The organism is Aquicella siphonis (assembly GCF_902459485.1).
GTDB lineage: Bacteria > Pseudomonadota > Gammaproteobacteria > DSM-16500 > DSM-16500 > Aquicella > Aquicella siphonis.
In genome coordinates, this window is the sequence record NZ_LR699119.1 from 1,764,216 (window position 1) to 1,777,806 (window position 13,591).

Consider the following 13,591-nt stretch of genomic DNA (forward strand, 5'->3'; position numbering starts at 1 on the left):
ATGTATAATTTAATTAAGTTTTGATAGATTATAACATTTTCATAATAATTATTAGTCTCGCTGGGGAGTTAGTTTATGCCTTTTGTAAGAGTCCGATTCGATGATGAATCCGCAGCCGATAATTGGTCGTTTCCACTGAAACCAGACCAGATTCCTATCTTTTTAATTCCAGGCATTTTGGGCAATGGCACCGAGTACAGGGAATTCATTGAAGAATTACGTGCAAAAGGTGATAACCGGCCCGTTTTTGTTTATTGTGATCCGTTATTGGTTCCGGATCCCAAAAAGCCGGAATTGATCGGAAAAAAACTTAGCATGCAAGAACAGGCACAGTTAATAGCAGACTGCGTGCAAGATTGTCTTCCTCCAGGCTCTGCGCCCTATATTCTTGCTGGTTATTCTTACGGCTGCGGCCCGGCTGCCCTGGCGGCAGATATTCTGACTGGCAGTGGTAATGTCACACATGTGTATTTGATAGACGGTCCCTCGCCAGAGTGCTCCAAGGCCTATTTTTCCAATCCGTCTGACAGCCTGACCACTGACTTAATCAATATTGTCAAAACAGCAATAGAATTGTCTTCCTCGCGTTCCATCCCCCCCAGCAAGCTGGACGAACTGTTTCTTCCTGAATTTGCCTCATTAAAACAGTTATCTCCGCAGGCATGTCTGGAAAGGCTGGAACAAACAACTCTGTCTCAGCTGGATAACAGTTATATCCATGGAGACACATTTAAGAAATACATGCAGATTGTCAAACAAGGCATTAACAACCTGATGACTGCGCCTACCGCGCCCAAGAAAAAAATGAGCAAGCTGGTTTCACTAATCACGAATGAAACCGCAATAAAGTATGGCGATACCTATGGCGGCTGGGACAAATACACTGAAACCCTGGCAAAAGTTGAAGATGACAATCTGGTCACCCAAAACCACAGAACTCTGCTTCAGCAAGACACGGTGCAAGCTCTGGTACAGTCCATACGCAGCCTGATCAATCAGGAATTGAAACCCCTGACCTTATTCCAGCAGCAGCTAAAATTATTGGTTGAAACCTATTGTAAATCCGGCATACCGTCAGACGCGCTGAAGATGTCCTTTCCCATGCCGACTAATGACCATACCATAGTATTTAATTCCCCCAAACCTATGCCCACCTCCCCCATACCTCAGCCGGATGATATTGGAACTTTACAATTGTCTGCTGAATCCAGATGTGAGCGCAATGTGCATGATTCAGGCAGCGACACCCCAACCACTATCGAACCTTTCAGTGATGAGGAAGAAAACGCGGTAGATTTAAGCGCCAGCCAGATTGTAGCAACCCTGGAAGCGGCCAAACAAAAACTGGTGCTGGCAAAAGGCGGCATACAACACACGCTGTTTGGTTCAAGCATGGGTTTCAAGCTGCAACAAGAATGCACGGTCTGCAGACATGCCATCCCTAACCTGGTTTAATCCAGGTTGGGAATTCCGGCAAACAGACATGGCAAGTAAATCAAAGTGAATGGAGAATGGATCGCTGGTTGAGTGAAATTATTCAACCAGCTTCAATATTGGCTTGGACTTGACAGTCGCTGGCTCACCGGAACCCGCTTGGTGCTCCATCAAGCCCATATCAACGCCGCCGGTGCCATCAATGCCCTTGAGGGATACCATTTCTTCAACCGCATTATCTCCCTCACCATCTTCTTCAGCGTCAAAAAAGATTCCCTCGCCATTCTCTTCAGCATAAATAGCCAGAACTGCTTTAATGGGAGCAGAGATAATGTGAATGACACCTGAAAACGATGCCTTGAATTCAATCAAGTCATTCAGGATTTTCAAGTCACGAATGGCTGTAGGTGAAATATTGAATACAATCTCGCCGCCTTCTGCATAATCCTGGGGAATTTTGGCGCGAGAATTGTTTGCGTCGACTACAAGAATGGGGTTGCAGTTACTATCAACAATCCATTGATAAAAAGCACGTAGAAGATACGGTCTATTTGACAGCATAGTGGTTACTCCCTTAAGCAGATTCTGCTTTCGCTAATTTTCTTAATTCCTGTTCAGATTCCGTGAGGCTTGCCTGGAATGAATCACGTTGAAATACCCGTTCAGCATATTTGTTAATGACTTTTGCCTCTGCAGGTGAGAAAGTAATACCCCACGCAGGCAACCGCCATAATACGGGCGCAATGCAACAGTCTACCAGGGTAAACTCATCGCCCATAAAATACGGAGACGCATTGAAGATCGGTATCAATTGCGTGATATAACCTGACAATTCTTTTGATGCGGCACGCAGATCGTTTGTTTTGCCAGACTCCAGCTTGCGAATGATGGGTCCCCACTCGCGATCGAAACGATAGATAATTAGTCGTGCCTTTGCTCTTGCTACAGGATAAACCGGCATCAGCGGCGGATGCGGGAAACGCTCATCCAGGTATTCGGCGATGATATTAGGTTCATAAAGCGCCAACTCCCTGTCTACCAGGGTCGGCACGCTGCCATAAGGATTTAGTTCAAGCAAATCTTCAGGCTTGCCGCGAGAATCGATGTTGACTACTTCGTAAGATACACCTTTTTCAGCGAGGACGATGCGAACGCGGTGGCTCAGAATATCGACTGCGCCAGAATACAAAGTCATGACGGATCGCTTATTTGTAATGATTGCCATGCTAACCTCTTCCTCACGTAGTGATTTATAGTTATTTAAATGAAAACAGTCATAATTCTAATAAAACGAAGCGGCGCGAAAAGATAAAAGGTGGCTGGGGGACTAGGATTCGAACCTAGGTTGACGGAGTCAGAGTCCGTAGTCCTGCCGCTAGACGATCCCCCAATGCAGATGACATAACAAAATGAATTATCGCTTGGAGTATTGTGTACCCTTACGAGCTTTATGTTTGCCCACTTTTTTACGCTCAACTTCTCGCGCATCGCGTGTCATGTAGCCAGCCCTGCGCAAAGCTTTTCTGATTTCATTGTCTTCAGACCCCGCAACTGCGGAACTGGTCTCATAATCTACCAAAGCGCGTGCAATGCCATGACGGATTGCGCCTGCCTGGCCATTAATACCACCGCCTTCGACTGTCACCAGAATATCAAACTTGTGATGCAGATCTGTCACATCCAATGGTTGCCGCACAATCATACGCGCTGTTTCACGGCCAAAGTAAACATCCAGCGTTCTATCGTTAATGACAATATTACCCTTGCCTGGTTTCAAACGCACACGGGCTGTTGATGTTTTGCGGCGCCCGGTACCGTAGTAATGTTTTTCTGCTACTGCCATGATCACGTCCTATTCTGCTTTCTCAAGATTAATCTCAACTGGTTGTTGCGCCCCGTGTGGATGTTCTGCACCGGCATAGACTTTTAATTTGCGCAACATTGCTCTGCCTAACGGGTTTTTCGGTAACATGCCTTTCACAGCGATTTCGATAATCTGGGCCGGGTCTTTTGCCTGAAGCTTTTCGAATGTTGTTTCCTTCAAGCCGCCTGGGTATCCAGAGTGACGATAATACACTTTATCCTGTTCCTTTTTTCCTGTCACTTTAATCTGCGATGCGTTGATAACAACAATATAGTCGCCAGCATCAGCATGGGGTGTATATTCCGGCTTATGCTTGCCACGCAGGCACTTCGCGATCTGGCTTGCCAGTCTGCCCAGGACTTTTCCTGATGCATCAACGACATACCATTTATGTTCTGTGTTTTCACTTGTTGCAAAATACGTTTTCATCGTTAATCCTATGAATAGAATGAACCCTTAAAAGCGCCAGAATTGTATAGTAACCCGCTAAAACAAGCAAGTGCCGCCGCCTGAATTCCCAATGCGGAAATTCGAAAGATACTCCAAATTCCCGCGGCATGCCACCTCTTGCTTGAGGGGAGAAATCCATACTTATTGCGGGATCAATCTGCAGCCGGTCTGCGTTTCATTATGATACCCGTTTCAAGATAAGCAGCATCGCGGCAATAATGAGAGTATTCGTTCGCACGCATGATTAACCACCCCCCCATGTTCCCACGCAGACCCGCTTTGATTACGCAGGGAAAAAACCAGCACCAAAGCCATCTTGCCGCTGTAAACAAGGCGTTTTCGCCTTGTTTTTCGCTATTTTTATTAAAAAACTCTCGCAAAATTCTGTAGAAATGGTATTTTATTTAGTGTCTTTTACCTTAGTGAGGAATGAACATGGCCGTAAAAAAGTCTACGTCAAAAATGAAAAGGAAGTCTGGAAACAGCAAACCTGCCGCTAAATCCGCAGCTAAAAAAATGGCTCCTGCAAAGATGCCATCCATCAAGGATCCATTGTCAAAAAGCGGCATGATCAAGACCATTACCGACGTCACCTGCTTAGCCAAGAAGGATGTCGTGTCTGTGCTTGACTGTTTCACCCAGGTTATCGAAAAACATGTAAAATCTGGTGGCCCAGGCGTATTCGTCATGCCAGGTCTGATGAAAATCAGTGTGGTTAAGAAGCCGGCAAGACCAGCTCGTAAAGGTGTTAATCCCTTCACTGGCGAAGAGATCATGATTAAAGCCAGACCTGCATACAAAGCAGTCAAGATTAAAGCGCTCAAGAAATTGAAAGAAATGGTTGCCTAATCCGCAACACTTTTTTATCCTGAAATCCCCTTTATCTGAACGATACAAGGGGATTTTTTTGCATTTTTCAAATCAGCAAACAAGAGAGGCCGCATTGAAGCCAAGGGAAAACTACTCTCCCAATGCCTCCCTGACCACCTGAGATAACTGCTCCGCCAATTGCCTGACTTTTGTTTCGCTTTCACCTTCCACCATGACACGAATTAACGGTTCAGTCCCGGAACGGCGCAAGATCACGCGGCCATTTTCACCCAATTCTGCTTCCACAGCGCGCACTGCCTGCTGAACAGCGGCATTTTCCAGCGAAGCGTCATGGTGCTGCGCTATCCTGACATTAAGCAGCACCTGCGGGTATTTTACCAGTCCGGAACACATTTCCGCCAAGGCCTTTTTTCGATGACGCATGGCAGCGAGAATTTGCAGGGCTGTGATGATACCATCTCCGGTCGTTGTCATCTCCATGCATACCACATGCCCGGACGGCTCGCCTCCCAGGTGCCACTGACGCTTGGTCAGCTCACTGATAATATAGCGGTCGCCCACCGCTGCCCTCACAAACTCGATATTATTCTGCCTGAGAGCCATTTCAAGACCCAGGTTACTCATGGTTGTTCCGACAACTCCGCCTCTAAAAGTTCCATGCAGCAATTTGTCTTTAACGATAATATACAACAAATCATCACCATCCAGGATTTGTCCGCGATGATCTACCATGACCACTCTGTCGCCATCGCCATCCAGCGCAATGCCCAAATCTGCTTTATGTTCAAGGACTTTCTGGCGCAGCACTTCAGGATGGGTGGCACCGCAATTCAAATTGATATTTAACCCGTTAGGTTCAACACCTATTTCCACCACTTCCGCGCCCAGCTCTCGAAACACATTAGGCGCAATGTGGTAAGCAGCACCATGCGCGCAATCCACCACTATTTTGAGGCCATTCAAAATGATGTCTGAAGAAACCGTGCTTTTACAAAACTCGATATAACGCCCAGGAGCATCGACAACACGTATCGCCTTGCCCAGCTCGGCGGAATCGACGGTAGTCATGGGCTGCTCCAGTTGTTCTTCAATCGCGAACTCCAGATTATCCGGCAGCTTGGTTCCCTGGGATGAAAAGAATTTGATACCGTTATCATAATAAGGATTGTGAGAAGCGCTGATCACTATTCCCGCCTGAGCTCTCAGCGTGCGTGTCAGGTAAGCGATAGCAGGTGTAGGCATAGGGCCCAGCAAATGAGTGTCTATTCCCGCCGCAGACAATCCGGATTCCAGTACTGATTCGAACATGTATCCGGAAATGCGGGTATCTTTGCCGATCAACACCTTGCCATTGCCCTGACGGGCAAGCACCTTGCCGACAGCCCAGCCCAGTTTTAAGACAAATTCAGGAGTAATCGGCCATACGCCAACGCGTCCGCGTATGCCATCCGTACCAAAATAACGGCGTGTTTTTGGAGTGGTTGATGTCATCTCAGTTAATGCTTGATCCATTTGCAGAAGCGGTTCCTTGATTTTCTTCATCCAGTTTTAGCGGGCCTTTGCTTTCTTCGGTTTTAATCGGCTGCTCCGAGGAAGACTGCTGCTTGGCCTTTTCAGAAACTTCCTTGTTGCGCCAGCTGGCGGGTTCGCGAATCGCGCGCCCTGCCATAATATCCTGGATTTGTTCCTGGCCTATGGTTTCATACTTGATCAGCGCTTCTGCCATTGTATGAAGTTTTTCAATATTTTCCTTGAGGATTTTTTCAGCGCGCTGGTAATTGCGCTCAATAATATCGCGCACTTCAGAATCCACCACACTGGATGTGGCTTCGGAAATATCCTTGTGCCGGGTAATGGAATGCCCCAGGAATACTTCCTCATCATTTCCGCCCAGCGTCAGCGGACCCACTTTTTCAGAAAGCCCCCACTTTGTCACCATATTACGGGCTATCTCTGTTGCTTTCTGGATATCGTTAGACGCACCTGTTGTCACCTTGCCAGCCCCAAAGATAATCTCTTCCGCCAGACGGCCGCCAAACAGGCTGGAAAGCTTGCTTTCAAGATATTCTCTCGTATAACTGTATTTGTCACCTTCCGGTAAAAACATGGTCACACCCAATGCCCGGCCCCGCGGGATAATGGTGACCTTATGGACCGGATCATGCGATGGAACATTCAGTCCGACTATCGCATGCCCGGCTTCATGATAAGCTGTCAGTTTCTTTTCTTCATCCGTCATGACCATGGAACGGCGTTCGGTACCCATGATGACTTTATCTTTTGCCTTTTCAAAATCTTCCATATCCACACTGCGCTTGTTGGCACGGGCGGCAAATAATGCAGCCTCATTGACAATATTCGCCAGGTCAGCACCGGAAAAACCGGGAGTGCTGCGCGCTATCACAGCCACATCCACATCATCCGAAGTCGGGACCTTGCGGCTATGCACCCTCAATATCTGCTCTCGCCCGCGGACATCCGGCAGGCCGACCACCACCTGACGGTCAAACCGGCCTGGACGCAGCAAGGCTGGATCCAGGACATCCGGACGGTTGGTCGCGGCAACGACAATCACACCTTCACTGCCCTGGAATCCATCCATTTCAACCAGCAACTGGTTCAAGGTCTGCTCCCTCTCATCATGACCGCCGCCCAGACCGGCGCCGCGGTGACGCCCTACCGCGTCAATTTCGTCAATAAAGATGATACAGGGAGCTTGCTTTTTAGCTTGATCAAACATGTCGCGCACGCGTGACGCACCGACACCTACAAACATTTCCACAAAATCAGATCCGGAAATCGTGAAAAACGGCACTTTGGCTTCCCCGGCTACCGCTCTCGCCAGCAAAGTTTTGCCTGTGCCCGGCGGCCCGACCAGCAAGACGCCGCGAGGAATTTTTCCACCCAGACGCTGGAACTTGCCGGGGTCTTTCAAAAAGTCCACCAGCTCCTTCACCTCTTCCTTGGCTTCTTCACAACCCGCAACATCAGCGAATGTCACTTTGACCTGGTCCGAATTCAGCAGCCGTGCACGACTGCGTCCAAATGAAAATGCACCGCCCTTACCCACACCCGCCTGCTGCCGTAATACGTAAATCCAGATAGCAAGAATAACAATCCAGGGAAGCAGGCTGATAAGGTGAGCCAATATACCCGGCTGCTCCGGAGGCTTGCCCTTGACTACCACTTTTTTATCTACCAATTCCTGGAGCAAAGTCGTATCCTGCGGCATGGGCAGATAAGAAACGAACTTGGAATTGTTTTGCAAGGTGCCTGTGATGTTCTGGTCTGAAATCGTGACCGACTGCACATTGCCCTGCTTGACCTCGCTAATCAGCTGAGAATAATTGATCGGTTTGTCTGTTTCACGCCGAGGTCCAAAGTTATTGAAAACAGAGATCAGAATTATCCCTATAACTAACCATAAAAGTATCGTCTTGATTGCATCATTCACGTTGGTAGACCTCTCTCAAAGCGTCGATTTTAAATTCAACTCAAACATACACGTCAGTCGTCAATCTAAAGTACGCATCCTCTACAGACTTGCTCATTCAAATTATTCTGTGTCATTTATTATTAAGTATAATTTAATCATACCTAATCTGGGGGTTATACACTACAAGAGCAATGACCCTACCTTTCCGGTTTAATCTTCCGGCTTACGCCCCCTTACCTTACTATATCGCTCATCGAGCACTAATTATCAATAGTTTCATGGGGTTCACCATGCCAGTCCGCTATCTGCCGCCCCGTTAAACAAGCGATCATTCCACTCCCCGCTTCAGTTCTCGCGCCAAAATATAAATCTCCCGGGAGCGGTCACGAGATGCTTTTGGTTTACGAATAACAACCGACTTGAAATTGCGCTTTATTTCAGCAAGAAAAGCATCTATGCCCTCCCCTTGAAAGGCCTTGATTAAAAACCCTCCTCCAGGAGCCAACACGCGCAGAGCGAAATCCAGAGCCAATTCAGAAAGATACATGGAACGGGGAATATCAATACTTTCGTTACCACTCATATTAGGCGCCATATCAGAAATGACCCAGTCTGCCTTGTTCGAAGATATGTGCTCTAGCAGTGTATTCAGAACTTCGTCATTCGAAAAATCGCCCTGGATAAATTCCACTCCTTCAACCGGCTCCATGGGCAGAATATCCATGGCGATCATGCGGCCGCCCGGCTTGATAAGCTTGACCACAAGCTGGCTCCAGCCTCCAGGAGCCGCACCCAGATCAACGACAGTCATGCCGGACCTGAACAAATGGTAACGCTCCTGAAATTCAAGCAGCTTATAAACTGCGCGCGAGCGATATCCTTCCTTTTGCGCCTGTTTGACGTACGTGTCTGTGAAGTGTTCTCTTAGCCAGCGGCGGCTGCTTTTACTGGTCATTAAATGTATACTACTTCAACAATCTCATAAACGATGATCCCTTCCGGCGTCTTCACTTCGACTGTGTCTCCTTCGTATTTACCTATCAGGGCGCGCGCAACCGGCGAAGTGACAGAAATCATGTTCAAGCTGATGTCGGCTTCATCTTCACCTACTATTTGATAAGAAAGGGAACTCCCGTCTTCATTAGTCAATTTGATCGTGGCACCAAAAATCACCCGGCCGGAGTTATCCATTTGCGTGACATCAATCACATGCGCGCTGGAAAGCTTGGCTTCAATTTCCAGAATGCGTCCCTCAATAAACCCCTGCTGTTCTCTTGCGGCATGATATTCCGCGTTTTCCTTTAAATCCCCATGAGCTCGCGCTTCCGCAATCGCATTGATAATTTTAGGCCGTTCAATCTGTTTTAACCGATTCAATTCTTCACGCAGCTTGTCTGCGCCCTTTACAGTCATTGGTACTTTTTGCATGCCTATCACCCCTGAACTAGATTTACACAAGTCATTCATGCCCCTTCATGATTACAACTTCATATCTTCAAAAAATTTTTTGACTTTATTAAACCATGAACTGGATTTCGGACTGTGCTTATTATTGACCGGCATGGTCTTATCAAATTGAGTCAAAAGTTCTTTTTGCTTGGCGGTCAAATTAACAGGCGTTTCTATCTGAACTCTGCACATCAAATCACCCGGATCACCTCCCCTGACAGAAGGCACACCCATGCCCCTGATGCGAAATACTCTTCCGGTTTGTGTTTCAGCAGGAATCTTAAGCTTGACACGGCCGTGCAGCGCGGGCACCTCCAGTTCGCCGCCCAAAGCACCGGTGACGAAACTGATAGGGACTTCACAATACAAGTTCTTGCCGTCACGTTCAAATAAAGAATGCGGCTGAACCTGGATCTGAATATACAAGTCACCCGACATGGCGCCTGACTCTCCCGCTTCACCTTCGCCGCTCAGCCGTATGCGGTCGCCGGTATCCACCCCCTGCGGTATTTTGACAGACAGTTTCTTGTTTTGCTTGTTACGTCCACGCCCATGGCAATGCGAACAAGGCGATTGAATGACGCGGCCCTTGCCGTAACAGGTTGGACAGGTTTGCTGGACTGAAAAAAATCCTTGCTGCATACGTATCTGCCCGTACCCATTGCAGTCAGAGCAGGTCACTGGCGAAGTTCCCGGACGCGCGCCCGACCCATGGCATTCGCCGCAGGTCGCCAGAGTGGGAATGGTGATCTCGGCAGTCTTGCCAAACACCGCATCTTCCAGAGATATTTCCAGGGTATAATACAGATCTGAACCCCGCTGCGGCCCGCCTCCCCTGCCGCCGCCAAAAATATCCCCGAAAATATCCCCGAAAATATCAGTAAAATTCATGCCGCCGGCACCGCCGCCAAATCCGCCCGCCCCTTCTACTCCGGCATGGCCAAACTGGTCATAAGCAGCCCGCCGCCTGCTGTCTGAAAGGACTTCATACGCTTCCTTGATCTGCTTGAACTTTTCTTCCGATTCCTTGTCATTGGCATTTCGATCCGGATGATGCTTCATGGCCAGGCGACGATATGTTTTTTTAATTTCCTCTTCGCTGGCATTACGGGTCACGCCGAGAATTTCATAATAATCACGCTTAGTCATAATCCGGTTCTTCCACTCTATCAAACTGCTTATGTCTGGCCTGTTTCCTGGTCATCACAGCACAGATAATTGCATAGATCAAACCCCGCCCTCGCAATCAGCATCCCTGCCTTGAAGAAGAAAAGGTTTCTTCACTGCGGCAATGCTTTTCGCGATGACGGGGCTCATATTGTTCCGATCAGGGAACAAGGTTGACATAACCCTGGGTGACCCCTTCTCTCATCCGAGGCGTGATCCGCCATGGATCAAGATTCATGCTATTAGCTGTCACCTCGCTTATTGTCATCCTTGACTTCTTCAAATTCCGCATCCACAACATTGTCTTGCTTCTTGTCAGATCCGGCTGACTGCTGACCAGCTGCTTGGGAAGCCGCCTGATCCGCCTGACCCTGGGCATACAAGCGTTCCGCCATTTTGCTGGAAGCTTCCGTCAAATCTTTTGTCCTGGCCTCAATCGCATCCTTATCATCTGTTTTCATGGCTTCCTTGAGAGCATTAATCGCATTCTCTATGGATTGGCGCTCATCAGCGCTGACCTTGTCTCCCGCTTCCTTCATTGATTTGGTAATCGCATGAATCATGTTATCAGCCTGATTACGAGCCGTAACCAATTCATGGAATTTCTTGTCTTCAGCCGAATGCGCTTCTGCGTCTTTCACCATTTTCTCGACTTCTGCCTCGCTCAAGCCGGAAGAAGCCTGGATCTTGATGGATTGCGCCTTGCCTGTCGCCTTGTCTTTCGCGGAAACGTGCAAAATGCCATTCGCATCAATATCAAACGTGACTTCAACCTGGGGCATGCCGCGCGGCGCGGGGGGAATATCAGTCAAGTCAAAACGGCCCAGTGATTTATTGGCAGACGCCATTTCACGCTCGCCTTGCAGCACATGTATGGTCACAGCGGTCTGATTATCGGCAGCGGTAGAAAATATTTGCGCGGCACGGGTTGGAATCGTTGTGTTTTTCTCTATCAGCTTGGTCATGACACCACCCATGGTTTCTATCCCCAATGAAAGCGGAGTCACGTCTAGCAATAACACATCCTTGATCGCGCCAGAGAGTACCGCACCCTGAATGGCAGCGCCCATGGCAACCGCTTCGTCAGGATTCACGTCCTTGCGCGGGTCCTTGCCAAAAAACTTGCGTACGGTTTCCTGAACCAGAGGCATACGGGTTTGGCCGCCGACAAGAATGACGTCGTCGATCTTGTCAGTTCCCAGGCTGGCATCCTTGAGCGCAAGCTTGCAAGGTTCTATCGTGCGCTGGATCAGGTCTTCAACCAGTGATTCGAGTTTGGCCCGGGTAATCTTAACATTCATGTGTTTTGGTCCGCTAGCATCGGCGGTGATATACGGCAGATTGACTTCTGTCTGCTGGGTAGAAGAAAGTTCAATTTTGGCTTTTTCCGCGGCTTCCTTGAGACGTTGCAAGGCAAGCGGGTCATTGCGCAAGTCAATACCGGAAGTGTTCTTGAATTCATCAATCAGGTAATTCATCAGGCGCTGATCAAAATCTTCACCGCCCAGGAAGGTATCGCCATTAGTGGATAACACTTCAAACTGGTGCTCGCCGTCCACTTCGGCAATTTCAATGATCGAGATATCAAAAGTACCGCCGCCAAGGTCGTAAACAGCGATTTTGCGATTGCCCGGTTTTTTATCCATGCCAAACGCCAGCGCCGCGGCGGTGGGCTCATTGATAATACGCTTAACTTCCAGGCCCGCGATTTTACCCGCGTCTTTCGTAGCCTGGCGCTGTGAGTCATTAAAATAGGCAGGAACAGTAATCACGGCTTCCGTGACTTCATGACCGAGATAGTCCTCAGCCGTCTTCTTCATTTTCATCAAGACCTGAGCTGAAACCTGCGGTGGAGCAAGGTCTTTGTTACCCAAAACCTCAACCCAGGCATCGCCGTTATCCGCCTTGATAATTTTGTAAGGCACCGTTTCCTGCATGCGGCGAACCATGGACTCGTCATAGCGGCGGCCGATCAGGCGCTTGACCGCATAGATGGTATTCTTGGGGTTCGTGACTGCCTGGTGTTTGGCCGGCTGGCCGACACGAATTTCGTTATTGTCCAGGTAGGCAACAATAGAGGGTGTGGTGCGAGCACCTTCTGAATTTTCAATCACCTTGACCTTATCTCCTTCCATGACTGCCACGCAGGAATTGGTGGTCCCCAAATCGATGCCTATGATTTTATTTGTAGCCATAATGCTCTCCGCTTGTTATCTATTATTTAAACATAAGGGCAATTCATCATTTTTCAATATCCCGGGTCTTACTTTTCAGCTTTAGAGACAATCACCAGAGCAGGGCGCAACAGCCTGTTATTAAGGGTATAGCCTTTCTGCAGCACGGACAGGACCGTGCCGGCGGAAACCGACGGATCATATTGCATAGAAATCGCCTGCTGGTGCTCAGGATCAAAGGGTTCTGATACCGGATTGACTTGCTTGATGCCAAACTTGTCCATGGCTGTATAAAACATCTTTAACGTCAGATTCACGCCTTCAATCACGGAAGCCGACGCCGACTGGAGTTCAGGCGCAACGCTGGTCACGCATAACTCAAGACTGTCAACAATTGGCAGCAGCTCGGTGACAAACTTTTCCAGCGCATATTTATGGGCATTAGCCACATCCCGCTCGGCGCGGCGCAAAATATTGTCATTTTCAGCCTGCATACGCAGAATACGTTCCCAGTATTGATTGGCTTTCTGCTCAGCCTCGTCCAGCTTTTGTAATAACTCTTCATAAGAAGGGTGTTCAAGAAGCTCGGTTGGCTTTTCTGGGCTTGCCTTCGTTTCATTTTCATTATCAGGCATGTTTTTAGGCATTCTGCTTGCTCCTGTCAGTTCAAAATCTTGGTGTAATAGGATGCTTTTCAATGCAGCCGCTGCCTGCCGGAGCAGACCCGGACGGGTTTCTTGATTCTCCTATCTAAACAGCAATATGTGGACGAAACGGTAAGTTTCA

13 protein-coding genes and 1 tRNA gene are annotated in these 13,591 nt (G+C 48.4%); 2 read left to right on the plus strand and 12 right to left on the minus strand.

Annotated features, from left to right (window positions below; genetic code table 11):
* Positions 1–75 precede the first annotated feature (75 nt).
* Positions 76–1,455: a thioesterase domain-containing protein gene (locus tag AQULUS_RS08240; protein WP_148339592.1), complete on the plus strand. Its 1,380-nt coding sequence runs from the start codon at positions 76–78 to the stop codon at positions 1,453–1,455.
* Between the two features lie 78 nt (positions 1,456–1,533).
* Here the strand turns inward: AQULUS_RS08240 and AQULUS_RS08245 are convergent, their stop codons facing one another.
* The 5 genes from AQULUS_RS08245 to rplM form a co-directional block, all read right to left on the minus strand.
* Entirely contained in the window at positions 1,534–1,995 is a 462-nt protein-coding gene (locus AQULUS_RS08245) for a ClpXP protease specificity-enhancing factor (protein ID WP_148339594.1), read from the minus strand.
* A 13-nt stretch (positions 1,996–2,008) separates the two neighbouring features.
* Positions 2,009–2,659, minus strand: a complete 651-nt coding sequence (locus tag AQULUS_RS08250; protein WP_148339596.1) for a glutathione S-transferase N-terminal domain-containing protein — start codon at positions 2,657–2,659, stop codon at positions 2,009–2,011.
* A 91-nt stretch (positions 2,660–2,750) separates the two neighbouring features.
* Positions 2,751–2,824, minus strand: a tRNA-Gln gene (locus AQULUS_RS08255).
* A gap of 24 nt (positions 2,825–2,848) precedes the next feature.
* Positions 2,849–3,280 carry a 30S ribosomal protein S9 gene (gene rpsI / locus AQULUS_RS08260; protein WP_456298087.1) on the minus strand — a complete coding sequence of 144 codons (432 nt, stop codon included), beginning with the start codon at positions 3,278–3,280 and terminating at the stop codon, positions 2,849–2,851.
* 6 nt (positions 3,281–3,286) lie between these two features.
* On the minus strand, positions 3,287–3,727 hold the full coding sequence (gene rplM / locus AQULUS_RS08265) for a 50S ribosomal protein L13 (RefSeq protein ID WP_148339600.1): 441 nt from the start codon (positions 3,725–3,727) through the stop codon (positions 3,287–3,289).
* A 456-nt stretch (positions 3,728–4,183) separates the two neighbouring features.
* Here rplM and AQULUS_RS08270 point away from each other — a divergent pair, with 456 nt between their 5' ends.
* Complete coding sequence (locus AQULUS_RS08270) at positions 4,184–4,597, plus strand: HU family DNA-binding protein (RefSeq protein WP_148339602.1); 414 nt, start codon at positions 4,184–4,186, stop codon at positions 4,595–4,597.
* Between the two features lie 111 nt (positions 4,598–4,708).
* Here AQULUS_RS08270 and glmM read toward each other — a convergent pair whose 3' ends face one another.
* From glmM to grpE, 7 genes are all read right to left on the minus strand, one after another.
* Complete coding sequence (gene glmM / locus AQULUS_RS08275; RefSeq protein WP_408608943.1) at positions 4,709–6,091, minus strand: phosphoglucosamine mutase; 1,383 nt, start codon at positions 6,089–6,091, stop codon at positions 4,709–4,711.
* Positions 6,072–8,033, minus strand: coding sequence for an ATP-dependent zinc metalloprotease FtsH (gene ftsH, locus AQULUS_RS08280; protein WP_148339604.1), 1,962 nt, complete (start codon positions 8,031–8,033; stop codon positions 6,072–6,074). Before ftsH ends, glmM begins: the two co-directional genes overlap by 20 nt.
* A gap of 310 nt (positions 8,034–8,343) precedes the next feature.
* Positions 8,344–8,970, minus strand: a complete 627-nt coding sequence (rlmE, locus tag AQULUS_RS08285) for a 23S rRNA (uridine(2552)-2'-O)-methyltransferase RlmE (RefSeq protein ID WP_148339606.1) — start codon at positions 8,968–8,970, stop codon at positions 8,344–8,346.
* Positions 8,970–9,443, minus strand: a complete 474-nt coding sequence (greA, locus tag AQULUS_RS08290) for a transcription elongation factor GreA (protein WP_148339609.1) — start codon at positions 9,441–9,443, stop codon at positions 8,970–8,972. The genes rlmE and greA overlap by 1 nt, the downstream gene beginning before the upstream one ends.
* A 51-nt stretch (positions 9,444–9,494) precedes the next feature.
* A complete protein-coding gene (gene dnaJ, locus AQULUS_RS08295) occupies positions 9,495–10,613 on the minus strand; it encodes a molecular chaperone DnaJ (RefSeq protein ID WP_148339610.1) in 1,119 nt (372 codons plus the stop codon).
* 260 nt (positions 10,614–10,873) lie between these two features.
* A complete protein-coding gene (dnaK, locus tag AQULUS_RS08300) occupies positions 10,874–12,826 on the minus strand; it encodes a molecular chaperone DnaK (RefSeq protein ID WP_148339612.1) in 1,953 nt (650 codons plus the stop codon).
* 68 nt (positions 12,827–12,894) lie between these two features.
* Positions 12,895–13,452, minus strand: coding sequence for a nucleotide exchange factor GrpE (gene grpE / locus AQULUS_RS08305; RefSeq protein ID WP_148339614.1), 558 nt, complete (start codon positions 13,450–13,452; stop codon positions 12,895–12,897).
* Positions 13,453–13,591 lie beyond the last annotated feature (139 nt).

Excerpts from the sequence above, each read along its gene's own strand:
- AQULUS_RS08240 (WP_148339592.1), top strand. The coding sequence starts at position 76 with ATGCCTTTTGTAAGAGTCCGATTCGATGATGAATCCGCAGCCGATAAT.
- AQULUS_RS08245 (WP_148339594.1), bottom strand. The coding sequence starts at position 1,995 with ATGCTGTCAAATAGACCGTATCTTCTACGTGCTTTTTATCAATGGATT.
- AQULUS_RS08250 (WP_148339596.1), bottom strand. The coding sequence starts at position 2,659 with ATGGCAATCATTACAAATAAGCGATCCGTCATGACTTTGTATTCTGGC.
- rplM (WP_148339600.1), bottom strand. The coding sequence starts at position 3,727 with ATGAAAACGTATTTTGCAACAAGTGAAAACACAGAACATAAATGGTAT.
- AQULUS_RS08270 (WP_148339602.1), top strand. The coding sequence starts at position 4,184 with ATGGCCGTAAAAAAGTCTACGTCAAAAATGAAAAGGAAGTCTGGAAAC.
- glmM (WP_408608943.1), bottom strand. The coding sequence starts at position 6,091 with ATGGATCAAGCATTAACTGAGATGACATCAACCACTCCAAAAACACGC.
- rlmE (WP_148339606.1), bottom strand. The coding sequence starts at position 8,970 with ATGACCAGTAAAAGCAGCCGCCGCTGGCTAAGAGAACACTTCACAGAC.
- greA (WP_148339609.1), bottom strand. The coding sequence starts at position 9,443 with ATGCAAAAAGTACCAATGACTGTAAAGGGCGCAGACAAGCTGCGTGAA.
- dnaJ (WP_148339610.1), bottom strand. The coding sequence starts at position 10,613 with ATGACTAAGCGTGATTATTATGAAATTCTCGGCGTGACCCGTAATGCC.
- dnaK (WP_148339612.1), bottom strand. The coding sequence starts at position 12,826 with ATGGCTACAAATAAAATCATAGGCATCGATTTGGGGACCACCAATTCC.
- grpE (WP_148339614.1), bottom strand. The coding sequence starts at position 13,452 with ATGCCTAAAAACATGCCTGATAATGAAAATGAAACGAAGGCAAGCCCA.